The 25,412-nt window shown below is 34.7% G+C and carries 24 protein-coding genes; 14 read left to right on the forward strand and 10 right to left on the reverse strand.

What is annotated here, in order from left to right; genetic code table 11:
- Positions 1-52: 52 nt before the first annotated feature.
- Positions 53-1,204, reverse strand: coding sequence for a Pycsar system effector family protein (locus tag NWE55_RS08570; RefSeq protein ID WP_155092469.1), 1,152 nt, complete (start codon positions 1,202-1,204; stop codon positions 53-55).
- 29 nt (positions 1,205-1,233) lie between these two features.
- On the opposite strand from NWE55_RS08570, the gene NWE55_RS08575 reads away from it, so the two are divergent.
- A complete protein-coding gene (locus tag NWE55_RS08575) occupies positions 1,234-4,947 on the forward strand; it encodes a BamA/TamA family outer membrane protein (protein WP_155092470.1) in 3,714 nt (1,237 codons plus the stop codon).
- Here NWE55_RS08575 and NWE55_RS08580 read toward each other — a convergent pair.
- Positions 4,930-5,811: an esterase-like activity of phytase family protein gene (locus tag NWE55_RS08580; protein WP_155092471.1), complete on the reverse strand. Its 882-nt coding sequence runs from the start codon at positions 5,809-5,811 to the stop codon at positions 4,930-4,932. The genes NWE55_RS08575 and NWE55_RS08580 overlap by 18 nt on opposite strands.
- A 290-nt stretch (positions 5,812-6,101) precedes the next feature.
- Between NWE55_RS08580 and lepA the strand changes: the two genes are divergently transcribed.
- Positions 6,102-7,898, forward strand: a complete 1,797-nt coding sequence (lepA, locus tag NWE55_RS08585; protein ID WP_155092472.1) for a translation elongation factor 4 — start codon at positions 6,102-6,104, stop codon at positions 7,896-7,898.
- A gap of 103 nt (positions 7,899-8,001) precedes the next feature.
- Entirely contained in the window at positions 8,002-8,850 is an 849-nt protein-coding gene (locus NWE55_RS08590; protein WP_258204027.1) for a hypothetical protein, read from the forward strand.
- A 42-nt stretch (positions 8,851-8,892) separates the two neighbouring features.
- Here the strand turns inward: NWE55_RS08590 and trxA are convergent, their stop codons facing one another.
- The 6 genes from trxA to NWE55_RS08620 form a co-directional block, all read right to left on the reverse strand.
- Positions 8,893-9,210: a thioredoxin gene (gene trxA / locus NWE55_RS08595; protein WP_155092475.1), complete on the reverse strand. Its 318-nt coding sequence runs from the start codon at positions 9,208-9,210 to the stop codon at positions 8,893-8,895.
- Between the two features lie 5 nt (positions 9,211-9,215).
- Positions 9,216-10,646, reverse strand: coding sequence for an MBL fold metallo-hydrolase (locus NWE55_RS08600; RefSeq protein WP_155092476.1), 1,431 nt, complete (start codon positions 10,644-10,646; stop codon positions 9,216-9,218).
- Positions 10,647-10,719: 73 nt separating this feature from the next.
- Entirely contained in the window at positions 10,720-11,511 is a 792-nt protein-coding gene (locus tag NWE55_RS08605) for a sulfite exporter TauE/SafE family protein (RefSeq protein WP_258204028.1), read from the reverse strand.
- A gap of 7 nt (positions 11,512-11,518) precedes the next feature.
- Complete coding sequence (locus tag NWE55_RS08610) at positions 11,519-12,151, reverse strand: Crp/Fnr family transcriptional regulator (RefSeq protein WP_155092478.1); 633 nt, start codon at positions 12,149-12,151, stop codon at positions 11,519-11,521.
- Positions 12,152-12,239: 88 nt separating this feature from the next.
- Positions 12,240-12,653: a DUF6691 family protein gene (locus NWE55_RS08615; RefSeq protein WP_155092479.1), complete on the reverse strand. Its 414-nt coding sequence runs from the start codon at positions 12,651-12,653 to the stop codon at positions 12,240-12,242.
- A gap of 67 nt (positions 12,654-12,720) precedes the next feature.
- Positions 12,721-13,281 carry a YeeE/YedE family protein gene (locus tag NWE55_RS08620; RefSeq protein ID WP_155092480.1) on the reverse strand — a complete coding sequence of 187 codons (561 nt, stop codon included), beginning with the start codon at positions 13,279-13,281 and terminating at the stop codon, positions 12,721-12,723.
- A gap of 179 nt (positions 13,282-13,460) precedes the next feature.
- Here NWE55_RS08620 and NWE55_RS08625 point away from each other — a divergent pair, with 179 nt between their 5' ends.
- The 9 genes from NWE55_RS08625 (at position 13,461) to NWE55_RS08665 (ending at position 22,587) form a co-directional block, all read left to right on the forward strand.
- Positions 13,461-13,820 carry a DsrE family protein gene (locus NWE55_RS08625; protein WP_155092481.1) on the forward strand — a complete coding sequence of 120 codons (360 nt, stop codon included), beginning with the start codon at positions 13,461-13,463 and terminating at the stop codon, positions 13,818-13,820.
- 80 nt (positions 13,821-13,900) lie between these two features.
- Entirely contained in the window at positions 13,901-16,339 is a 2,439-nt protein-coding gene (locus NWE55_RS08630; RefSeq protein ID WP_155092482.1) for a bifunctional UDP-N-acetylmuramoyl-tripeptide:D-alanyl-D-alanine ligase/alanine racemase, read from the forward strand.
- 57 nt (positions 16,340-16,396) lie between these two features.
- A complete protein-coding gene (gene mscL, locus NWE55_RS08635) occupies positions 16,397-16,846 on the forward strand; it encodes a large conductance mechanosensitive channel protein MscL (RefSeq protein ID WP_155092483.1) in 450 nt (149 codons plus the stop codon).
- Between the two features lie 149 nt (positions 16,847-16,995).
- Positions 16,996-17,613, forward strand: a complete 618-nt coding sequence (locus NWE55_RS08640; protein WP_155092484.1) for a 4'-phosphopantetheinyl transferase family protein — start codon at positions 16,996-16,998, stop codon at positions 17,611-17,613.
- A 50-nt stretch (positions 17,614-17,663) separates the two neighbouring features.
- On the forward strand, positions 17,664-18,374 hold the full coding sequence (locus NWE55_RS08645; RefSeq protein WP_155092485.1) for a Bax inhibitor-1/YccA family protein: 711 nt from the start codon (positions 17,664-17,666) through the stop codon (positions 18,372-18,374).
- Between the two features lie 82 nt (positions 18,375-18,456).
- Positions 18,457-19,080 carry a nicotinamide riboside transporter PnuC gene (gene pnuC, locus NWE55_RS08650; RefSeq protein WP_155092486.1) on the forward strand — a complete coding sequence of 208 codons (624 nt, stop codon included), beginning with the start codon at positions 18,457-18,459 and terminating at the stop codon, positions 19,078-19,080.
- Entirely contained in the window at positions 19,061-19,459 is a 399-nt protein-coding gene (arfB, locus tag NWE55_RS08655) for an alternative ribosome rescue aminoacyl-tRNA hydrolase ArfB (RefSeq protein WP_155092487.1), read from the forward strand. The genes pnuC and arfB overlap by 20 nt, the downstream gene beginning before the upstream one ends.
- A gap of 100 nt (positions 19,460-19,559) precedes the next feature.
- Positions 19,560-20,240: a glycosyltransferase family 32 protein gene (locus NWE55_RS08660; RefSeq protein WP_155092488.1), complete on the forward strand. Its 681-nt coding sequence runs from the start codon at positions 19,560-19,562 to the stop codon at positions 20,238-20,240.
- 196 nt (positions 20,241-20,436) lie between these two features.
- A complete protein-coding gene (locus NWE55_RS08665; protein ID WP_155092489.1) occupies positions 20,437-22,587 on the forward strand; it encodes a TonB-dependent receptor in 2,151 nt (716 codons plus the stop codon).
- 61 nt (positions 22,588-22,648) lie between these two features.
- Here NWE55_RS08665 and NWE55_RS08670 read toward each other — a convergent pair whose 3' ends face one another.
- A complete protein-coding gene (locus tag NWE55_RS08670; protein ID WP_155092490.1) occupies positions 22,649-23,122 on the reverse strand; it encodes a hypothetical protein in 474 nt (157 codons plus the stop codon).
- 149 nt (positions 23,123-23,271) lie between these two features.
- Between NWE55_RS08670 and greA the strand changes: the two genes are divergently transcribed.
- The gene (gene greA / locus NWE55_RS08675; protein WP_155092491.1) at positions 23,272-23,748 is read left to right on the forward strand and encodes a transcription elongation factor GreA; all 477 of its coding nucleotides are present in this window, start codon (positions 23,272-23,274) and stop codon (positions 23,746-23,748) included.
- 16 nt (positions 23,749-23,764) lie between these two features.
- Positions 23,765-24,154, forward strand: coding sequence for an HIT family protein (locus tag NWE55_RS08680; RefSeq protein ID WP_155092492.1), 390 nt, complete (start codon positions 23,765-23,767; stop codon positions 24,152-24,154).
- 42 nt (positions 24,155-24,196) lie between these two features.
- Here the strand turns inward: NWE55_RS08680 and NWE55_RS08685 are convergent, their stop codons facing one another.
- On the reverse strand, positions 24,197-25,348 hold the full coding sequence (locus NWE55_RS08685; protein WP_155092493.1) for a sensor histidine kinase: 1,152 nt from the start codon (positions 25,346-25,348) through the stop codon (positions 24,197-24,199).
- Positions 25,349-25,412 lie beyond the last annotated feature (64 nt).

A 25,412-nucleotide genomic window follows, 5' to 3' on the forward strand; every position in this document is an offset into this window, starting at 1 on the left:
AACAAAAGGCTGTCGTATCTAAACGACAGCCTTTTGCTTTTTATTATCTGAATTATATTGCTCTAAAGGCATATACAAAGGAGATTACAGAGACTAATATACCTACTGTGAAAACCGTATATGTTATGTTTAGAAAGCGATATTTTCTATTTAATACGGCTCCTAAACTGTAGAGGTCTTTTGTCAAAGCATGGTGAAGGTAGCCTTTGTCCTTCATGATATTCATTAGTGTATCTTCGTACTCCTGGTAGGGCATCTGGTGGAATGTACCAAAGAATAATAGATTGACCTCTCTATTTTCGACTTGTTCTCTTGTAAATTTTCCCGATGTTACTTTTGGTCTTGTCGATAAGATTGCAAATATGATTGTGGCTACACTGAATATCATCAAAATAAACGTGGGATATATCAAATGGGCATTACTTGGACTATCTAATTTAGGTATTAAAGTAGAGAGGCAAATCGAAATGATAATGGCGTTAACTGATAGCAGGATATTAGCTTTGCGATCTGCTATGGCACTTAGCTGAGTGTGATTTCTCAATGTTGTTCTAAATAGCGTATCAATCGTCCTATTGGTTTCGACCTTTTCTTTTTTCTTTTTCTTCTCTTTAATTTTTTCTATCTCCTTTAAAATTGCCAGTAAATTTTCTTGCTTTTTGGGTTGCCAATTTTGTTGTGCATAGGCAGTATAGTATCGATGTCTATACAGCATGACATCTCTATTTTGTTCGTGCCATTCTAAATCAGTGTACGTCTTGTGATTAAGAGACTGTAACTCTTTGCGCAAAAGGTTGCTTACCTCTACATAGTTGTCATCTGAGAAGTGGGCAAAATCTGCATCTTTTATTATGCACTCAAGGTCATTATCGGGGATATAATCGAGTTTTGTTGCTCTGATTAATTGCATTACTTGTAAAACAACATCGACATCAACGCCATTTTCTAACAAAAAGGTCTGTGCCATTTGAGCACCGCGTTCTTCGTGTTCTTCCAGTGAATTAATGTATCCAACATCGTGAAACCATGCAGCATATCTCAAAATTTCAGTGTCTTTTTCACTCATTGGTTGATGGATGAGTATTTCTTCTAATCCATTCACTACACGTAGAGTATGATTAAAATTATGATACGTATATTGATGTGATAATGTATCTTTGTGTATCTGAAAGATATGTTCTTCAACCTTTTGTAGAATTGTCATTTTTTCAAAAACTTTATTGACTCTAAATTATGAAATTAATTCCTCACATAGGACTAAACGCTGTTAAAAGTCCTTTAGTATCTATATTTAGTATTATTCTGCTGTCCTATGGTTGTGCTTCTTACAAAGATCGTGCAAACAATATGCAGGGAATGAGTATATCTCCCTCTTATGAACAGGTTGAGGTATCTCATACGTATTACCTGTTGGGAAATATGGGCTACTTGGAGAATGAAAAGGTCAATCCCTATTTTTTAAGTGGAGGGGATAAAGCGAATCAGACAATTGTATTCTTGGGAGATAATGTTAGTGGCGGCTTGTCAAAGAAGCATCAAGAACAATATCAAAAGAGTCTCAAACAACTTGAGAATGAGGTACAATTAGCTAAATCATTTGGAGGCAATACTGTGTTTATTAATGGAAATAAGGAATGGTCGGCTGGATATGAGGGTATCAAGCGCATAAGTGATTACTTAGAAAGTGAATTGGCAAATAAGAAAGCACTCTTACCGCGAAAGGTATGTGGTTTTGAGCGATTAAAGAACAATGATGAGACTGTATTAATTGTTGTAGATAGTCAATGGTATCTTGAGGATTGGAACAAGCAACCGAATATCAATGAAGATTGTGATATAAAGACAAGAGAGGATTTCTTCGAAGAATTAAGAGGGGAGATTAATAAGAATCAGAACAAGGTAGTGCTCTTAGCTATGCACCATCCGGTAGTGAGCAATGGAAATCACGGAGGCAAATTCTCTTTTAACGATCATTTGTTTCCCTTTGAGTCTAAGATTCCTATGCCTCTCATAGGCTCTCTATTTAACTATACTCGTGCTATGTCTGGAGTGTATGCGCAGGATTTGCAAAGTAAAAAATACAATGAGTTCAGTAAGCATCTTCGTACAATGACACAGATGTATGAGAATGTTATCCTTGTGTCAGGTCATGAAAAGAATCTACAGTATATAGAGAGTAGTGGTGTAAAGCAAGTAATTAGTGGTGCTATGACGAATAGTAATACTGCTGCTCGAGCAATTGATGTAAATGACTTCACATCTACTAAGAAGGGGTACGCCAAAATAGAAGTATTAAAGGATAGAACTACTTGGCTCTCTTTTTGGGCTTTAAACCAAGATAAAGAAGAGCTCATCCACCGTCAGAAAATACTTGAGATAGAAAATCCTTCCTTTGACCCTATTAATGAAATAGAGGAAGGAGTTACATTCGCAAGTGTTTACCCACAAGAATGGGTAAAGAAAACAAGTTGGTACAAGTTTTTATGGGGCGAACATTATAGGGATACTTATGGAACACCTATAGAAGTACCAATCGCAGATATAACGAAGATAAACGGCGGATTAACACCTACTATTTCTGGAGGTGGTAATCAATCTATGTCATTGCGTTTGGTCGATAAGGACGGAAAAGAATATGTCATGCGTGGAATTAAGAAGAGTGTGGCCAGATTTGTGCAAACAGCTGTCTTTAAGGATCAATATGTTATGAACTCTTTTGACAATACTTGGGCTGAGCGCTTTATTTATGACTTTTACACGACATCACATCCCTATACTGCTTTTGTGTTGGGAGATTTGTCAGATAAAATAGGATTGTTTCACACAAACCCTAAGCTGTATTATATCCCTAAACAAACTGCCTTGGGAAGGTTTAATGCAAACTATGGGGATGAGTTGTATATGATTGAAGAAAGGCCTACAGATGGCTTTGAGGAAGAAGATAGTTTTGGGAATGCTGCAAATATTATTAGTACTTCGGATGTGATTGCAAAATTGCGCAAAGATGAGAAGTACGAAATAGATCAAACAGCTTTTCTGCGCGCGCGCATTTTTGATATGCTCATAGGGGATTGGGATAGACATGGGGATCAATGGAGATGGTCAGAGTTTAAAGAGGAGGACAAAGTTATATACAAACCAATACCACGAGATAGGGATCAAGCTTTTGCCAAAATTGATGGTGCATTATTGAGGTTAATTAAGAAATTACCTCCTTTAAGACATATGCAGAATTATCAAAAGAGCTTTGCAAACCCAAGATGGCTAAATAAAACTGCATTTCCATTAGATCAATATTTATTAAAGTCAACAGAGTTAGATGATTGGTTAACTCAAGCAGAGGATATTGTCAGCAAGTTAGATGATGAATCTATTGAGACGGCATTTGCAGCATTGCCTAAAGAAGTTCAAGGTAAAGAAGTTGAGGATATTATTGCTGTTTTGAAGTGGAGGAGAGATCACATCAAAGGGTACTTACCTAAGTATTTTGATAAGTTGCGTCAATATGTGGTTTTGGCAGGTACAGATAAGAAAGATAGATTCGATATTGAGCGTTTAGAAAATGGAGATGTCAGCGTTAAACAATATCGCCTTAAAAAGAATAGTGATGAGTTAGTTTTTGAACATGTGTATTCTTCTGCTCAAACAAGTGAGATTTGGTTGTACGGACTTAATGATGAGGATGTTTTTAATGTAAGAGGAGAAAGTAAATCGACTATTCGCTTGAGATTAATCGGAGGCAAGAATCAAGATAAATTTGATGTTGCAAATCCATCGAAAGTAATCGTTTACGATTATAGAGATAAAACAAATGAAATCATTTCACCAAATGGCTCTGTCCGCAAATACATCAGTAATTCTTATGACTTAAATAATTTTAATTATGAGCGTTTGCCTTTAAATGTCAATATGCTGTTGCCTAATATTGGATATAATCCTGAAGATGGTGTAAAATTGGGATTCTTATATAGTTCGACACGTTCTAAATTTGTTCAAGATCCGTATAGTGCAAAACATACTTTGAAGGGTTTCTATTCTTTCAATACAAAGGGATTAGAAGCGGAGTATAAAGGTTATTTTCCTAATGCAACGAACAATTGGATGTTTACAATAGGAGGAAGAGCGACAAGTCCAAACTTTGCTATTAATTATTACGGCATAGGCAACGAGACTTATTACTTTGATAATGAACTTGGAAAGGACTATAAACGCGTTAGAATCGAAAGTTATTCTATATCCCCTGGATATAGATATGAAGGAAAACAAGGAGGGAGCTTTGAGACAAATATAGAATACGAAGCTTTGAAAGTGCAGGATAAAGCGAATCGATTTGTTACGAGTACACCTGAAGTTGTAAATCAAAAGGTGTTTGATTTTCAGCAATATGCAACTGTAAAAGGAGAGTTTAACTATGAACAGTATAATTACAAAGCAAATCCAACAGTTGGTTTTGGTTTTAATGCAAAGGTGGGTTGGAAGTTGAACTTAAGAGATACTGATCAAAACTTTACTTATTTGGATTTACAAATGAACTTTGTACATTTTATCGATAGGAGTGAGCGATTAGTACTCGCTACAAATTTTAATTATCAAACGAGATTTAATGATAATTACGACTTCTATCATGCATCAACTATAGGAGGAAATGCAAACTTGCGTGGTTTTAGACCTGAGCGATTTACAGGAAAGACTTCTTTTGTACAAACAACAGATTTAAGATATAATGTTGCTCAATTTACTGCTGGGTTTTTACCATTGACTTTTGGCCTATATGGAGGGTTTGATTACGGTAGAGTTTGGACACCAAATGAAAATTCAGACAAATGGCATAATGCCTATGGTGGTGGAATTTGGTTTACAGCAGTAGAACAAGCGACCATCCACTGTTCTTATTTTGGAAGTGTTGATGGAGGTCGCTTTGTATTTGGTTTAGGGTTTGGGTTTTAATGTACCCAAATCTACCTTGTAAATTTTACCGCCTTTTTTATCTTTGACTTCGTCAGCAAGATATAGCGTATTGTTGTCTTTGAATGTGATTGCCTCTTTTTGAGAAACGTGGTGTAGCTTATGTGTGGTAATTTTACCATCCATAATTGCATTTGGGTTAAAGCTATCTACGATCCACACTTTTGAATGTGATAATAATACAAAGGAGTTCTCATCTGGGCTAATGGCAGCACCAGTAATAGCACATTGTTTGTATATATTACAGCCTTTAAATTTCTGAACGTATTGTGCTTTGTGATGTCCAGCTACGTTTGGTACTTTATAGACTAAAGAAGTGCCATCAAATGCTTTGCTTCTATTCTTTGTAAAAATGTAGAAATTATCATTGTAAAAAAAGAAAGCCTCTGCATCGTAAAATAGTTCTGTATCAACAGGGGGGAATGCCGTTTGTTCTGGGTATTCAAATGAGATAATAGCAGCTGGTGTTGCTGACTTTTTACTTAGATCCTCTTTGTTGATTTTGATAATTCTCAAATCTTTTCGTTGGTTTTTGTTATTTCCAAAATCGCCAATGTACAGATTTCCTTCTCTATCAGCAGTTAATTCTTCCCAATCAATATTCTTCGTTTGGGCAACTTCTAACGTATTAATGATATTTCCCAATGAGTCAATTTGATATAGCTCACTTTTATTTCCGCTATCTTGTAGGGTCCAGAAAGTCTTTGATTCCGCATCATAGTGTATACCAGAAACTTCTTTCAGTTGATTTGGAAGCGTGATATAATCTTGTGTGATATCCTTTTTTTGTCCGCAGCTTGTCAGTGCAAACAGACTAAATAAAATCAGGGTAGAATATACTCTCATAGCAATAATTATTTTTAAACTATAAAGTTACTAAAGAGTTAAAGATAAATGAAGCTGTGTTTTGAAAAATATTGTGATTTTTTGAAGGAAATAGTTTATAATAATTTGATAGTCGACGAAAAAAAGCATATATAATTCAAACTTTAAAGTATATTTGCAAAATATAGGGTTATTGTACTGTAATAGAAAGAGTATAAACGCCTTAAAACAATGATTATATGATTATTGAAAGTGGTTTCAATACTTCTAATGGGCATGTAATCACTAATTAAACTTTGATATTACGAAGAATGAAGAACATTAGAAACTTTTGTATCATTGCTCATATTGACCATGGTAAGAGTACGTTAGCGGATAGATTATTAGATGCTACACAAACGGTAACAGCTAGAGAGCAACAGAATCAGTTGTTGGATAATATGGATTTGGAACGCGAGAGAGGTATTACTATCAAGTCTCATGCTATCCAAATGGAATATATGCACAATGGAGAGAAATATATTTTAAATCTAATTGATACTCCAGGGCACGTAGACTTTTCTTATGAAGTTTCTAGGTCTATTGCAGCGTGTGAAGGAGCGCTTTTGATTGTTGATGCTGCGCAAAGTATTCAAGCACAGACTATCTCTAACCTTTATTTAGCGTTAGAAAATGATTTGACAATCATTCCTGTTTTAAATAAAATTGATTTGCCAAGTGCCAATCCTGAAGAAGTAAGCGACGATATCGTTGATTTATTAGGTTGTGACTATGAAGATATTATCCCTGCATCTGGTAAGACAGGACTTGGAGTTGATAAGATCTTAGAGGCAATTATTAATAGAGTACCTTCTCCTAAGGGGAACCCAGAGGAACCACTACAAGCGTTAATTTTTGATTCTGTCTACAATCCCTTTAGAGGTATTGAGGTTATTTTCCGTGTGATAAACGGTAAAATTACGAAAGGGCAAAGAATTAAATTTATGGCTACTGGGAAGGAATATTTTGCAGACGAAATTGGGACATTAAAATTGACTCAAGCGCCTAAACAAGAAATTTCAAGTGGTGATGTTGGATATCTGATCTCTGGTATTAAGGAAGCAAGAGAAGTAAAAGTAGGGGATACGATTACTGATGCAAAAGTACCTACACAGAATATGATTGAAGGGTTTGAGAACGTGAAACCAATGGTATTTGCTGGTATTTACCCTGTTGATACGGAGGATTATGAAGAATTGCGTAACTCTATGGAGAAACTCCAATTGAATGATGCTTCTTTAGTATTCGCTGCAGAGAGTTCAGCAGCTTTAGGATTTGGTTTCCGATGTGGATTCTTGGGAATGTTGCACATGGAGATTATTCAGGAGCGTTTAGAGCGCGAGTTTAACATGACGGTTATTACAACTGTACCTAACGTGTCTTATTTAGCCTATACGAAGAAAGAGCCAGATACGGCTATTATTGTAAATAACCCGTCAGACCTACCTGAACCTTCTAAGTTAGAGAGAGTTGAAGAACCATATATTAAAGCAACTATTATTACTAAAGCAGACTTTGTTGGTCAAGTAATGAGTTTGTGTATTGATAAACGTGGTATTATTACTAATCAAACTTACTTAACTGAAGATCGTGTAGAGTTAATGTTTGATATGCCGTTAGCAGAGATTGTATTTGACTTCTACGACAGATTAAAAACGGTATCTAAAGGGTATGCTTCTTTTGACTATTCGCCTATAGGTATGCGTACGTCAAATTTAGTTAAAGTCGACGTGATGCTTAATGCGAATGTAGTAGATGCGCTGTCTGCTTTAATGCACGCAGATAATGCTTATTCAATTGGAAAGAAAATGTGTGAGAAGTTAAAAGAGCTTATTCCACGTCAACAATTTGATATTCCTATTCAGGCAGCTATTGGTGTGAAAGTTATTGCTCGTGAAACAGTAAAAGCTTTACGTAAAGACGTTACAGCTAAATGTTATGGTGGGGATATTTCTCGTAAACGTAAATTACTTGAAAAGCAAAAAGCGGGTAAGAAACGCATGCGACAAGTGGGTAACGTTGAGATACCGCAAGAAGCATTTATGGCAGTATTAAAATTGAACGATTAATTAGGGTAACTTACTCTATTTGACAATATTAAGAGACAATCATTTTTTAAGTGATTGTCTCTTTTTTTGCATTACATTTGCGGCGTTTATTTTTAAAATATATATGAAGATAATTTTAAGTAAAGTATTGTTTGCTTTATTGTTACTATTAGGTTTCTACGGATGTAAGGAACAAAAGGCGGCTGAAGTCGTTAAGGTAGTAGAAAATCAAGAATCGAAGGAAGTTCAAGAAGTTCAACAGGAGAAACCTATCACAATAGAGAAAACTGTTCTACCTAGAGAATCAAAAGTAAATTTCAATTTGATTATTCCTGCGTATTACAATCAGGAGGGAGAAAAGAGTGTTTACGAATCTATCAATGACTCTTGGTTGGAGTTTAGAGAGGTAAATGGTGCATTTGTCGTTCAAAAAGCAGAGTATAATCTATCAGATCCCCTGATGAATGAGTGTACAGGAGAATTACAAGTGGGAGTCTTTTCGCCAGATGAAGAAGAACCCCTTATTTATTTTTCACCTGATAATAGCGATATTAAAGAGGGAGAGTTGATCTCTTTGCCTAAAGGGGCTTTGCCATTCTGGACTGAGAATGTAGTAGAATACGTTTACGAAGGAAATACGTATACCTTTTCATCTACAGGTAAGCTTACGGACTTTTATGAATATACTACAGATGACATTGAGGAGCCACAAATGCATAAAAGTTATTCGGACTATGTGTTGTATTTATCTGTCAATGGAAAAGACAAACAAGAGATACTCAAAGTAGATAGTTTCGATGGAACTTTTTTACAAGTTTTATTTGTAGGAGATATGGATGGAGATGGCAAACTTGATTTTATATTTGATACATCAAGTTTTTATGAAGAGAAATCTATTGATGTCTATTTATCGAAGGGAGCTAAGAATTACCTATACCTTGCCTCTCAAGGTAGAAATGACTTTAGTTGTTAATAAATAAAGAAGGAGATTACACTGTGTAATCTCCTTCTTTATTTAATAATTGTCTTGGTATTGATTGATATATCCCATCAGGGTCTGCTTATCCATATAGCCTGATTGTCTCCACAATAGTTTGCCTTTTCTAAAGAGCATCGTTGCAGGTACTCCTCTCAGTTGAAATTGCGTACTGTATTGTGCTACAATCGACTGGTTTTTATCAACGTCTATTTTGACAATTGTAATTTGATCTTCTAAAGTTCTTTTAACTTCTTCTAATACTGGTGCAAACATTTTGCATGGACCACACCAGGTAGCAAAAAAGTTAACAAGAACTAATTGATCGCGTTCGATTAGTTCTTGAAAATTATTCATTCTGATTATTTATTTGTAGTTGAACAAGTTGAAGAACAGCTTCCGCCTTCAATAAGCGATAAGTTGGTATTCTTGATTGCTCCAAATCCGCCAATTATATCTATCATATTGTGGTATCCTCTTGCCTTAAGGATAGAGGCTGCTATCAAAGAGCGGTATCCTCCAGCACAGTGAATATAAAACTTCTCATTCGTAGGGAAATCAGCAATGTTTTCATTGATGTAATCTAATGGAGAATGTGTTAAGTCACTGTAATTTAAGTGAGCAGAGTTGTACTCTCCTGGCTTGCGTACATCAACAACTTTAATTGGATCAGTATTTAACTTCTCAGCAAATTCCTCAGCAGTGATTTGTTGTACAGTGTCATATTCATGTCCGTCTTCTTTCCAAGATTTGAATCCTCCTTTTAAGTATCCAAGGGTGTTGTCATAACCTACACGTGACAGTCTAATGATCGCCTCTTCTTCACGTCCCTCAGGAGTTATAAGCATGATAGGTTGTTTTATATCTGTAATTAAAGCACCTACCCAAGGAGCAAACTGACCATCAAGTCCTATGAAGATAGAACCAGGGATGTGGCCTGAAGCAAATTCGGCTGCTGGTCTAACATCTAATAAAAGTGCCCCAGAATCATCAGCTAATGCTTGAAACTCTTTAGAGTTAAGGGCTTTGTTGTTAGTAACTATAGTTTCTACATTCTCATACCCTTCTTTGTTTAATTTAACATTCAACGGGAAATAGGCAGGAGGTGGTAGTAAACCATCCGTTACTTCTTTAACAAATTCAGCTTCTGTCATATCAGCTCGTAAAGCATAATTTGTTTGTTTTTGATCTCCTAATGTTCCTACAGTTTCTTTACTCAAGTTTTTACCACAAGCAGAACCTGCTCCGTGTGCTGGATAAACGATTACGTCATCAGCAAGCGGCATAATTTTGGTGCGCAAGCTATGGTACAAGGTAGCTGCTAATTGTTCTTGTGTTAAGTTAGCCGCTTTTTGAGCCAAGTCAGGTCGACCAACATCTCCTAAGAATAGGGTATCACCACTAAAGATTGCGTGATCTTTGCCGTTTTCATCTTTTAATAAGTACGTTGTACTTTCCATTGTATGCCCAGGAGTATGTAGGGCTGTAATAGTGATATTCCCAAGTTTGAATACTTCCCCATCTTTAGCTATATGTGCTTTATATGTAGGGTTTGCATTCGGCCCATATACAATAGGTGCATTTGTTTTTTCTGCTAAGGTGACATGTCCACTTACAAAGTCTGCGTGAAAGTGCGTTTCAAATATGTATTTGATTTTAGCGTTGTCTTTAGCAGCTCTATCTAAGTACGGTTGTACTTCTCTTAAAGGGTCAATGATTGCAACTTCTCCATTGCTTTCTATATAGTAAGCTCCTTGAGCTAAACATCCAGTATAAATTTGTTCTATTTTCATATCGTTGTTTATTTTTTTAAGTTAAGTAAAAGTAAGAAGTTGTTTTTAATAACACAGTAACTTAGGTTACAAACTATAAAAACACTTCTTTGATAAGTATGTAGATTGCCATAGTCAAGACAAAATAGCCAAAACCTTTTTTCAGATTATTGTCAGGAACGAATCGGGTAAGGTAGATTCCTATAAAGATTCCAATGATTGATATTCCACTAAAAGTCAGTAGTAAAGTCCAATCAATCAAAGTATGTGAGAGATCGCCTAAAAAGCCAATTAAGGACTGTACGGCGACAATACACAAAGATGTTCCTACGGCCATTCGCATGGGCATATTGGTAAATAAGACTAAAGCCGGTATAATTAAGAATCCTCCACCTGCTCCAACGGTACCCGCTAAAAGCCCAATCAATATTCCTTGAATGACAAGGTTAAATACACGAGGGTTGTCGTTTTGTATTTTTGAGGCCTTTGCAGGCTTAATCATTTTTGTAGCAGAAGTAAACATGACTAAGGCGAATAATACCATTAGAGCCATGTTTTTATCTATATTCCATGCTCCTATTGATATAAATGGGGGAATCAAGGGTAGCAAATAAGCGCGGGTGATAAAAACAGCAATAAGAGAAGGTATTCCAAATAAAACAACAGCTTTAAGATCTACTTTTTTGTCGATGTAGTTTTTTATTCCTCCGATTAATGCTGTAGAGCCCACAATAAATAGAGAATAAGCTGTCGCTACAAAAGGCTCTACTTTCATAATGTAAACCAGTATAGGCACAGTTAAAATAGATCCTCCACTTCCAATTAAGCCGAGTGATATTCCTATTAACAATGCAAGACCATAGCCTATAAATGCTAAATTTTCCATATTGTAATTAAGGTTTTAGCAGCTCAATATATTTTCTGTTAAGTTGTATGATACCCTCGTTTTCCAGTGTTTTTAGTATTCTTGAGATGACAACTCTTGAAGTATTAAGTTCGTCCGCTAATTCTTGATGTGTATTATTAATAAAGCGACTATTGTATATCTTAGCTTTGTTTCTAAGTAAATTACACAGTCTTTCTTCCATGTTCAAAAATGCCAAGCTATCGATAGCTGTTAGCATTTCATTCATCCTATTGTTGTAGCTATTTAATACGAAGTTTCTCCAACTTTTGTATTTGACCAACCACTCATCCATTTTGCCAACAGGGACTAAGACAACACTTCCATCTCTTTCAGCAATGGATCTGACTTGACTTTTAGTTTCACCTAAACAGCAAGTGAGCGTCATGGCACAAGTATCACCTTCTTCAATAAAGTACAAGACTATTTCTCCCTCTCTCTGATCTTCTCTAATAATCTTGATAGCGCCAGATAACAACAAGGGAATTTTTTTGATGTATTCTCCAATTTCCATTAGTATTTCACCTTCTTTAAAATCTTTAATTGTTGAAACTTCAATAATTTCATCTAATAGTTTTTCCTCGAAAGTGTGACGATATTTGTTCCTTATTGCATGTTCCATAGAAATGTGGTAAATGGTTTAAAAGTCCTAATTTACTTTATTGAGATAATATAACAAAAGTATTGGAGTTTTTAATCCAAATAGCACATTAATGAGGGAGCCATTTTCTAATTAGTCCGTAGAACCACGTACCTAAAAGTGCACCAATTATCGCTATCGCTATTGGATAGAAACCTGCACCTAATAAGGCAAACATTGGACCAGGACATGCGCCTCCAAGTGCCCATCCTAAACCGAAGAAAATACCGCCAATAAGATATCGAGGGATACTCTTTTCTTTTGGTGTAAATTCAATTTTATTTCCAGAAAAATCCTTAATATTTTTCTTTTTGATTATCAGAGTAGCAATAACGGCTATAGTTAAGGCTGTTCCCATAATCCCATACATGTGGAAGCTGTCAAACTGAAACATTTCATAGATTCTAAACCACGATGCTGCTCCTGATTTAAACATCCCTATTCCGAATAACATTCCTACTAATAAATATGCTAATTTTTTCATCTTGTATCGTTAATATAACTATTTGTGATTGTTTTTTTTTGTATTCCCTTTGAGTGAATGCTCTTGCTTAAAAGATGAAAGGGAATAAGATGTGAACCATAATAAGCCCACCGATGAAGAATCCAATAACCGCTATTAAAGATGGAAGCTGTAGATTGCTCAAACCGCTAATAGCATGACCTGAGGTACAGCCACCTGCGTAGCGCGAACCAAACCCTACAAAGAAACCTGCGATAAGCAATAGTACAATGGATTTCACTGATGAAAATGCTTCGGTTCCAAATAATTCAGTAGGGATATATGATTTTCCAGCACTTTCAATGCCAAGTTCACTTAGTTTGCTTATTGTATTTTCACCTAATGGAACCGCTGCAGTGTCTATGCTTAAAAAATGATACGCAATAAAACCACCTAAAATAGTACCCACTAAAAATAACAAGTTCCACGTTTGTGCTTTCCAATTAAAACAGAAAAAATCACAACTTTTTCCTGCTCCCATCATTGAGCACATTGTTCTTAAATTGGATGAGAATCCGAAAGTTTTCCCCATTAAAAGTAATAGTATTAGGGTTATCGCGATGAATATTCCTCCAATATACCAAGGCCATGGTTGTAGTATCAAATCCATAATTTTTGATTAAGTAAATTAATATTGTAGCAAATGTCTTTAATATAAATGAACTTAAATGTAACCTAAGATACAATACTCAAAAAAAAGTATTTCAAGTTTAATTAGGGCGATAGCTGTGGTTTTTGTAGTTTTATAGGTACATAAACAATATATCAAAAACTTTAAAATGTAGTATTATGAAAGATGCTAAACACAGAGTAGTTTTTCAACTGAACACAGATAATATTATCGAACAAAATGCTTTAGTTACTTATACTAATAATGTAAAAAAACATTGGGGAGATGATGTGGAAATTCACGTAGTTGTGCATGGACCTGGCATTGGTATGGTGAGAAAAAGTAAGTCTATGATCGAGGAGCCTATTAAGGCATTAATGCTTAAGGGAATTAAATTTTTTGCGTGTGAGAACACGATGAATGCTCGTCAGATTGACAAGGCTGATATCATGGAGAATGTTGGTTATGTTCCTTCTGGAGTGGTCTATATTATCGAACAACAAGAAGCAGGTTGGGCATACATAAAATGCAATTTATAATATAATTTTATTGTTGAGTTTTGCTTTTTATGTAAATATTGTCATTTACCTTTGTTTGTCTATTTTTCAATTTGATAGTGATGATATTTAATACAGATAAATTCTGCCAATATATTGGTGCAGAAGTTGTAGGCTATAGTACGCCTAATACCTTAGAAATAAATAATATATCTGTTGATAGTAGGTCTCTATTAAATGATGAACATACATTGTTTTTTGCACTTGTAGGTAAGAACCACAATGGGCATGACTATATAGCAGAGCTTATCGACATGGGAGTGAATTACTTTATTGTAAGTGAAGTCCCAGAGGTATATGGAGAGAATGTTACCTTTTTTAAGGTTGAGAATACGTTAGCTGCTTTTCAGAAAGCAGCTTCTTTTCACAGGAGTAATTTTAGTTTACCAGTCATTGGTATTACTGGCAGTCGAGGGAAGACTGTAGTGAAGGAATGGCTCAATTTTTTATTGAGTGAAGATTACTCTATTATTAAAAGTCCAAAGAGTTATAACTCACAGACAGGTGTTCCTCTTTCTGTTTTTGGAATTGAAGAAAAACACAATCTTGGTGTTTTTGAAGTAGGTGTTTCTCTTTCAGGAGAAATGTCTCATTTAGAACCAATAGTCAAGCCGACGATTGGGATTCTTACGGCAATCACAGACGAGCATAATGATGGTTTCGATAGCTTAGAAGATAAAGTTCGCGAGAAAGCACTACTTTTTAAAGATGTGGAGGTCTTAATCTGTGAAGATGATCCTTTGATTAGGAAGTTTGTAGGAGAAGATAAGATTTTTGGCTGGAGTTTGGGGAATAAAGACGCGTTAATCTACGGCTCGTTGGATAATGCTTCTTTAACCATTACATATAAGAAAGAGGTTACTTTCAACGTTGAGGTACCTTTAGCTGATATTACTTCCGTGCAAAACATCATGACTTGTATCGCTACTATGTTGTACTTAGGGTATGATTATGATTTAATAGCAAAGAGGATTGGTCTTCTTTATCCTGTAGAACTAAGACTTCGACTTACTAATGGTGTGCATAATTGCTCTTTAATAGATGATGCCTATAGTGCCGATTATCAATCTTTAGTTATTGCTTTAGACTTTTTAGAAAAGCACAAGATTAACAAGAAAAAAACGGTGATATTATCAGATGTGTTTTTTAGTGGTAAGAATGAACATGAAGTTTATCTCTCTGTCATAGAATTGTTGCAAACAAATAATATTACTCGAGTTTTTGGAATTGGACAACAGATTAGCAAGTATTTGGCGGATTGTCCAAACACTTATCTTTATGAGACAACAGATGAGTTTCTGCAAAAGGTTTCTACAGATGAATTTCAAGAAGAAACTGTCTTAGTGAAGGGGGCGAGAGCTTTTCGATTTGATAGAATTGTAAGCTTTTTGGAAACTAAAACACATGAAACTGTTTTAGAGGTTAATCTAAATGCTCTGCGTCACAATTTAAATTTTTATCGTTCAAAGCTAAATGCTGGAACAAAAGTCATGGTCATGGTCAAAGCTTTTGGTTATGGAAGTGGAAGCTTTGAGATTGCGAAACTACTTTCACATGAAAATGTTGAGTACTTAGGTGTTGCTTTTGCAGATGAAGGTATTGAACTTAGAAAGTCTGGGGTGAAAACGAAGATTATTGTCATGAATCCTGAGATAAATGCCTTTTCTGCAATGGTAGCTTATGATTTGGAGCCTGAGGTATATTCTATTCGAGAGTTGCATGCTTTTTTGAAAGTAGCAAGAGAGCGAAACTGTTATCAGTATCCTGTTCACATAAAACTTGAAACAGGGATGCATCGCCACGGTTTTGTCAAATCTGAGTTAGCTGAATTGATAGATATCTTGCGTTATACTAATGTCGTTGAAGTGAAGTCAATATTCTCTCATTTATCTTCCAGTGATATGCCAGAGTATAAAGAATTCACATTGCAGCAAATTCATACTTTTAAGGAAAATGCTGATTATTTGTGTTCTTCTTTAGAGATTGAACCCATACGCCATATTTTGAACACGTCGGGGATTTATAATTTTGCCGAGTATCAAATGGATATGGTTAGGTTGGGTATAGGTTTGTACGGTGTAGGTAATGATGTACAAGAGATGAGTAAATTGCAGAATGTCAGTACATTGAAAACCCGAATTATGCAAGTTAAAGATATAGAAGATACTGAGAGTGTAGGGTATGGAAGAAGGTATCGAGCAAATGGTAGACGCACCATAGCAACGGTTCCAATTGGCTATGCAGATGGTATAAGTCGATCTTGGGGTAATGGTGTTGGTTATGTGTTAGTTAATGGGTCGAAAGCAATGATAGTTGGTGCAATTTGTATGGATATGTTGATGGTAGATGTGACAAATCTCGAATGTAAAGAAGGTGATGAAGTAGTGATTTTCGGTGAAAAACTCCCCGTTACAATTATATCAGATGCTTTGAATACCATACCGTACGAGATTTTGACTAATATTGCACAAAGAGTTAAAAGAATTTTTTTTCAAGACTAAAAATGTTATATTTTTGCGAAGTAAGAATTTATTAATAACCGTAAAAAGAAAATAACTATGGGATTTTTAAAAGAGTTTAAAGAGTTCGCTGTAAAAGGGAACGTGATGGACTTAGCAGTTGGGGTAATCATTGGGGGAGCATTTGGTAAAATTGTAACAAGTGTTGTAAATGATGTAATCATGCCTGTTGTATCTGCGATTATTGGTACACCTGATTTTAGTAATATGTATTTAGTACTAAAAGGTGAAGCAGCCGATGGAGCTCCTTTAGCAGCAGCGAGAGGAATAGACGGTAATGTTGTTTTTGCTTATGGTAGTTTTATTACTGAGGTAATTAACTTTACATTATTGGCTTTATGTGTATTCTTGATGGTTAAAGGAATCAACAAATTGAGAAAAGCAGAAGAAGCAGCGGTGGAAGAAGCACCAGCAGTTGAAGAGCCAAAAGCTCCTTCACAAGAAGATTTGTTAGCTGAAATCAGAGATTTACTTAAAAATCAGAAATAAGATTTCTTTTGAGAATAAAGTTTTTAGAAAAGAGTGGTGCTTTAAGTACCGCTCTTTTTTGTTTATCTAATGTTTGTGTTTGGTATTTCACGTTGTGATTGAGTAATATAAAAATTAAGTATTTTTGCCTTTTAAAGAAAATTTTTGAAATGCCATTAATTCAAGTGATCGAACATTCAGCTGATGTTAAAGCCTATGTTTGGAAAGTAGAGGAGTCAATAGAGGAGTTGTTGGCTGGTTTGCGTTTAAGAGTAGAAACTCAAAAGCGTTTGCAAGGGATGAAATCGCAAGTACATCAAAAGGGGTTTTTAGCTATAAGACAACTTTTGAATGGAATTGGCTACAGTGATTTTGATTTGCTTTATGATGGAAATGGAAAACCTTATTTGATTGATGGGAAATTTATTTCAATCTCGCATTCATTTGAGTATGCTACTATCATTGTGGGTAATGTCTCTGTAGGTATCGATGTTGAAAAAATTAGAGAGAAGATATTTCGCATTGCAGAAAAGTTTTGTAATGACGAAGAACTTCTTTTTGTGGGCAAGAGTGAACATCCAATCAATGTTTTGACTAAGATATGGTGTGCAAAAGAAGCCATGTTTAAAATGTGTGATTCGAAGGGAATTAGTTTTAAAGATCATATGCATGTAACTTTCGATGGTAAGGCAAGTGTAAAAGGAGATAGTATTAATAAGGATTTTTGTTACTATACTGTTAATTTATCGGGCTTTACTTTAGTTTATGCAATTGAGCAGTTAAAGTAGTATTGTAAATTGTAATCTTTTTGTATTTTCGTCAAAATATTAAATGGTATATGGAGAATAATTTAGATTTTGCAACACCTGTTGCTTTAGAGTCAGAAGCAGTTAGAATACAATTCTATAAGAGAACTTATGGAAGTTTGGCTTTAGGGGTACTTCTATTTGTGATTTTTGAAGCTGTTTTATTAAACACGCCTTTAGTTGTAGATGGTATGATGTCATTTATGGTAGATACTAAGTACGCATGGTTAATGATTTTAGGAGCTTTTATGGGAGTTAGCTATATCGCTCAAAACTTAGCTTATAATTCTGCAAGCAAGCCAAAACAATATGCTGGATACGCGTTGTATATTTTGGCACAAGCTTTTCTTTTTGTTCCTCTAATGGTAATAGCTGTTAGTAAAACAGGAGACTTTTCGCTTGTTTCTCAAGCAGGTGTAATGACTTTAGCGTTATTTGGTGGATTGACAGGAGTAGTATTTGCTACTAATGCGAATTTTTCAATCTTAAGATCAATAATAACAATTGGATCATTTTTAGCTTTAGGAGTTATAGTAGCTGGAATCTTGTTTGGATTTAGTATTGGTTTATGGTTTTCTTTTGCTATGGTTGCCTTAGCATCTGCAGCTATTTTATACGATACTTGGCAGGTTAAAAATAAGTTTGCGGCAGATCAATATGTTGCAGCTTCTTTGTCTTTATTTGCCTCTCTGATGCTGTTATTGTGGTATATCCTAAATATACTATCTGGTAGAAATAATTAATATAAAAAAATATAAGTTACATTTGAACCACATTATAGCTATAATGTGGTTTTTTTATAGTAAATAGATAATAAGTGATCTCATGTTTGATTTCTTTTTTGGGGTGTATAAAGATGCTCCATTGTTACAAATTGTATTAGAGTCCATCGTTTTTCTTTTTGGAATATTAAGTGTATGGTATGCGGGTAAAGAGAATATTTTAGTTTATCCTACCGGAATAATAGCTACTGTTATTAGTGTTTATCTTTTATACGTAGCTGGTTATTTGGGTGATATGATTTTGAATGGATACTATTCAATTATGAGTGTATTCGGTTGGTATAATTGGTCACGGGTAGAGAACAATGAAAAAGTTTTAAAGATAAGTAGAACAAATTCAAGGGAGAAAGTCATCGGTTTAGCTATCTTTTTAGTAACTCTTGTTGTCATTTACGTTGTTTATACTTTAGTTGGCAATAAGATTGAACCAGAGAATTACATTGATATTTTTACTTCAGGTGTGTTCTTTACGGGTATGTATTTTATGGCTTTAAAGAAGATAGAGAATTGGACTTTATGGATTTTTGCTGATCTTATTTCTATACCTCTTTATGCTTATAGAGGTCTGGGGATTTTAGCGGTTCAATTTGCTATCTTTACAGTAATGGCTACGATGGCTTATATTTCGTGGTATAAAATTTTGGAAAATGATAAGAGAAATAATTGAAAAGGAATGTGATTTTAAAGCAGTTCGAAGTGGTGGTGCTGGAGGTCAGCATGTAAATAAAGTATCTTCAAAAGTTGTACTTTTTTGGAATGCAAAGTTATCTCAAGGTATCACTAACGAAGAGAGGGAACTTCTTTTTGAACGTCTGAAAAATAGATTTAATAAAGAAGGAATCTTGATTATTGAAGCAGATACTACACGTAGTCAAATTAAGAATAGAGAAATAGTTATCCAAAAGCTTTTTGACTTGTTGAGTAAAGGATTAGCAACTCAAAAAGAGAGAAAGGCAACAAAAACACCTAAACGCATAGTGCAAAAGAGAAAGGAAACAAAGGAAAAAATCTCACTTAAAAAAGCTTTGCGAAAGCGTATTTTTTAATGATTTGATAATATAGAATAGCAAATTGATAATGATTATCTAACATTCAAAAAGGGGATTAACAGTATTATTGGTATAGAATATTTAAGCGAATAAATAGATGATACCGAAGATAATACACCTGTGTTGGTTTGGAAAAAAACCATATTCTGATAAAGTACAAATGTGTTTAAACTCATTTCACAAGTATTTACCTGAATACGAGATTATGTTTTGGAATGAAGACAACTTTGATGTAACTGAGCTAAAATTTGTCCAGGAAGCCTATGCTGAGAAGAAATATGCTTTTGTATCTGATGTTTGTCGATTACACGCTTTAAAATTGCATGGAGGAGTTTATTTTGATACTGATGTTGAAGTGCTTCAAGAGTTGGATTCTTTTTTAGACTTTAGCTTTTTTTGTGGTTTTGAATCGGATAAACTTTTAAGTACCGCTGTTATTGGTGCGGTTCCAAATCACCCAATTATAAATGAATTATTAGATTTTTATAGTAATAAGACTTTTTATAGAAAGTACCACCCTTATAAGAAATACTACACTACGCCGAATACAATTCACGTCACTAAGAAGATTAAGGAAAAAGGTTTAGTATTAGAGGATAGGATGCAGAGGTTAGCAAATAATGTAGCTATATTTCCCACTTCGTATTTTAGTCCTATATGTACAAAAACAGGTGTATGTCATTTAACAGATAATACCTTTACAATTCACCATTTTACTGGTTCGTGGCAAGGTGGTAAAAATCGCAAGGAATGGATAAAGTCTTTCTTTGGTTTGTAAATGAAAGAAGAGTGCCTATATTTGCAACATAAAATCTCAAAGGGGTGCCTTACGGCTGAGATCATACCCATAGAACCTGGGCGGGTAATGCTGCCAAGGGAGTAAACAACATTTCTTTGTTGTAATGGAATAAGTGTAATTATTAATCAATAGAAATAATTGCCCCTTTTATTTGTGAAAAATACTTTTTTTACGAATGAAAAATAAATTTTCAAAATCATTTTTAGTGTGTGGCCTTGCCATAAGTCTACCTGTATTTGGGGTGGCTCAAGAGAAAGTAGTAAATGATAGCATTCAGCATACTGCCTTGAATGAAATCGTGTTGTCAGCTACTCATATTGATGAGAAAACACCTATCGCTTTTACAAATGTTAGTAAACGTGAATTAAGCAAACGCAATTTGGGTCAAGATATCCCTTCATTGTTAGGTCTTTTGCCTTCTGTTGTTACAACTACTGATGCTGGTGCTGGTATAGGGTATTCAAGTTTTCGAGTTAGGGGGTCTGACGCTACTCGTGTCAATGTGACCTTGAATGGTATTCCTTATAACGATGGTGAGTCTCAAGGATCTTTCTGGGTGAATATGCCTGATTTTACTTCTTCTGTACAAAATATCCAATTGCAAAGAGGTGTTGGTACATCAACTAATGGAGCTGCTGCATTTGGTGCAAGTTTAAACCTTAATACAGATGAGTTTTCACATGAAGCTAATGGTGAAATTTCAAATAGCTTTGGTAGTTATAATACAAGGAAATCAACTGCTAAGTTTAGTACAGGGTTAATCAACAACAAATTTGAGTTGGCAGGTAGATTGTCTGATATGAAGTCAGATGGATATATCGATAGAGCCTCGGCAGATATGAAATCATACTTTTTACAAGGGGCTTATGTGGGTGAAACTACTATGATTAAAGCACTGGTTTTTGGAGGTAAGCAAAAAACGTATCAAGCGTGGAGTGGAGTTTATCAAGATGACCTTGATAAATACGGTAGACGTTATAACCCTGCAGGAAAGTATAAGGATGATAATGGAAACGAGCAGTTTTATAAGAATGAAACGGATAATTATATTCAAAAACACTATCAACTTCACTGGACTGAAAGATGGAACGACGCATGGTCTTCTAACGTCTCTTTACATTATACGAAGGGAGATGGTTATTACGAAAATTATAAAAAGAAGCAAGATTTAGAAAGTTATGGACTATCTCCTGTAATCGTTGATGGAAAGGATATTCGCGAGAGTGACTTGATAAGACGCAAACACTTGGATAATCACTTTTATGGAATGGTTTTCAATACTAAGTACGCTACGGATAAGCTTAGTGTAGTTTTAGGTGGGGGAGCGAATAAGTATGAAGGTGATCACTTTGGAGAAATACTATGGGTAAAGGAAGCGGTAAAGCATTCGTACAAACAGGAATATTATCGCGATGATGCTGTTAAAACAGATATGAATTTCTATGCTAAAGCAACTTGGCAATTTGTTGATAAGTGGAGTCTGTTTGGAGATATGCAGTATAGGAGGGTTACCTATGAAGCTAATGGAATTGAAACAGGGCTTGTAAATGACAAGTTTAACTTCTTTAATCCTAAAGGAGGAATAACTTACCAATTGGATAATCAGAATCAGTTTTACTTTTCTTATGCTCGTGCAAATAGAGAGCCGAATAGAAAAGATTATGAAGGACTTGGAAAGCCCAAAGCGGAGAAATTAAATGATTATGAATTAGGATGGCGTCACAAAGGAGAGAGAGCCTCAATCAATGTGAATGCTTATTTGATGGATTATAAAGATCAATTGATACTTACAGGAGAAATCAATGACGTAGGGGGGATGTTGAGAGCTAATAGTGGTGATAGTTATAGGCTTGGACTTGAGGTCGAAGCAAATGTAAAAGTCTTAGATAAAGTGTATTGGTCTCCGAGTTTAACTATAAGCACAAATAAGAATAAGAACTTTAAGACAAACATAGACGAACAATCAGTTAATTTAGGAACGACTAATATCGCTTTTTCTCCTGATTTTATAGCGTCGAATACACTGACTTATCTGCCTATAAAGGGTATGAGTGTTTCTTTGTTAACTAAGTTTGTAGGGGAGCAATATATGGCTAATATAGATGCTAAAGAGTCTAAGTTGGATTCCTATTTTATTAATGATTTAAATGCGACCTACGAGTTCCCTATTAAAGGATGGGTAAAGTCTATAGGGGTATCAGTTTTAGCAAATAATATTTTTAATGTCAAGTATATATCAAATGGATATTATGATACTGATTGGGGACCTGCTTATTATTCCCAAGCAGAGTTTAATATTTTAGGTGGGGTAACAATTAAGTTTTAAAACGCTGAAATAAGAGTTGTGGATTAATAAAAGAAAGAGGTTTAAAAAACCTCTTTTTTTATTAATATTTTACATAGATAACGTCTCCTTTTTTTTGGGTATCAGGATAAGCCTTTAAAGCATATTTAAGCTTAATTCCTACAGGTCTCCCCCAAGCTCCTGTAGCTATATCGTAAGAAACTTTCTCTCCATTATGCAGATGTGTTGCAGTACAATAGAAAAATGTTTTGCGAGTAGGGTCTTGAATAAGTATGGAAGAACCATCTGCTTGTATATGGTGATTGGGGCAAGTTAGTTCATAACTGTAATATTCATTCATTCCATTTGACGAGTAAATAGCTACACCTGAAATACCTGCTTGAGCTGACCGATCTACGTAGACTCCACCTGGATATCTTAAGTTATCAGCATAGGATAAGGGAATACTTAAACTTACATTCTGACTTGGTAGATAGGGATTTGAATTATTGATATCACTTTTTGAACAGCTTGTTATTAAGACTATTGTGGTAAAAAGCACTAATGTTTTTTTCATTGTCTAAATATTTGTAAAACAAATTTAATTATTTAACTTTGACAAAGTGTTGAAGGACACAGTTAATAACATAGAAACGTAAAAAAAATACAATATTGTAAGAAATCCCGTATTTATGGGATTTTTTCTATTTATATAAACCATTAATTATGAGTAAGATTTCGTATTATACTGCTGAAGGACTAAAGAAATTGAAAGACGAATTAGAGCAGTTAAAAAGTGTTGAGCGTCCGAAGGCTTCTCAAGCAATTGCTGAAGCTAGAGACAAGGGAGATTTATCGGAAAATGCGGAGTACGATGCAGCTAAGGAAGCACAAGGTTTATTGGAACTTAAAATTGCTAAATTAGAAGAAGTTGTTGCTAGTGCAAGATTAATTGATGAATCACAGTTAGATAATTCTAAAGTGTTAGTATTATCTAAGGTTAAGATCAAAAATCAGGCGAATGGAATGCAAATTACATATACATTAGTTGCAGAAAGTGAAGCTGATTTGAAAACTGGAAAGATATCTGTTACTTCACCTATAGGTAGAGGACTTTTAGGTAAGAGTGTAGGAGATGTTGCTGAAATTCAAGTTCCAAATGGAATTATGAAGTTTGAGATTCTTGAGATAGGTAGAGATTAATTAAAAAGATATTAATATGAGCTCAATATTTACAAAGATTATAAGTGGGGAGTTGCCTGCTTATAAAGTGGCAGAAGATGATAATTTCTTAGCTTTTTTGGACATTAATCCTAATGCTAAAGGTCATACTTTGTGTATTCCGAAGAAAGAAATAAATAAGATCTTTGACATGGATGAGGATCATTATTTAGAGCTAATGAAGTTTTCGAGAAAAGTGGCTATAGCTTTAGAAAAAGCGATACCATGTAAGCGAGTTGGTATGGCTGTTGTCGGTTTAGAAGTTCCTCATGTTCATGTGCATCTAATCCCTTTACAAGAAATGGATGATATGCGCTTTACTAAGAAGGAGAAATTAACTACAGCTGAATTCGAGCAAGTTACTGAAGCTATTAAAGCTGCCTTGTAAGGGAATTGAGTTTCTAATAAAAACAAAAAAGTCGATAAGAAATTATCGACTTTTTTGTTTTTTATATGTCAAGCAGAAAGTTGTGCCTTTGCCTACTTCTGAGTGATAAACTTTAATTTTTCCACTTTGAAATTGCTCTACTATTCTCTTGGTAAGTGATAGTCCTAATCCCCAACCTCTTTTCTTGGTTGTATAGCCTGGCTCAAATATTTTTGAGTGAAGTTTCTTTGGGATCCCACTACCCGTGTCCGTAATGAATATGTTTACAGTTTTGTTGTTATCCTGTATGAGAATGTCTAACTTACCTATACCTTTCATTGCATCAATGGCGTTTTTGATTAAGTTTTCAATTGTCCAACTGTGAAGCTCTTTGTTTAGAGGAATCATAATTGGGTAGTCAGGTAGGTTGATTGTATATTCAATTTGTTTAGAATTTCGAGGACTGAGATACTCAAAAGTCTTTCTTGTTTCTTCTACAATATCGTAGGGACTAAGTTGAGGTTTAGATCCTATTTTAGAAAAGCGATCAGCAATTGTTTGCAAGCGAGCTACATCCTTGTGAATTTCTGATGTAATCTGCTCATCTACGTTTTCAAGCTTCATTATTTCAATCCATCCGAGTAGCGAAGATAGTGGAGTTCCAATTTGATGCGCCGTTTCTTTGGCCATACCTGTCCAAAGCTTATTTTGCATAGCACTTCTATGGCTCCTATAAAAATTGAAGATAAGTACAGAGAAAAATAGAAATACTAAAACTAATGATATTGGATAGTATTTGAGTTTAGTTAATAGGGATGAGTTACCATAATATAAATATTGGATTTCATCACCTATTTTTACTTCCATCGGAGTATTTTGTGATTTTAATTTCTTTAAGTAATCCTGCGCTTTCTTAGGGTTGTTTACTATTCGTTCATCTACATTAATAAAGGATAATATACTGTCTTTTTCAGTAGTTTGTACAATTGGAATAGTCTTGTTCTCTGTCAGAATAAGAAGAGAGAGTCCTAAACTTGTATCGCTTAGTTTCGCATTGTATAATGTATTGGTCGTTTCCGCCCAGATGTTCATTTTAATACGTTCTTCTTCTTTGTACATTTGGAAGAAGGTATAAGTATTCCACAAAATTAGTACAAGAGTGAAAAAAGCTGCTGTTACAAGAAGCCAACGTATTATTTCCTTTTTGTTATTCAATTGCGTATTATTATTAGCGTATATAAAAGTATGTAAATTAAACGAGAAAGTTCTTTTAGAATTG

The sequence above is a fragment of the Myroides albus genome, assembly GCF_024722315.1.
In the GTDB taxonomy this organism is placed as follows: domain Bacteria; phylum Bacteroidota; class Bacteroidia; order Flavobacteriales; family Flavobacteriaceae; genus Flavobacterium; species Flavobacterium album_A.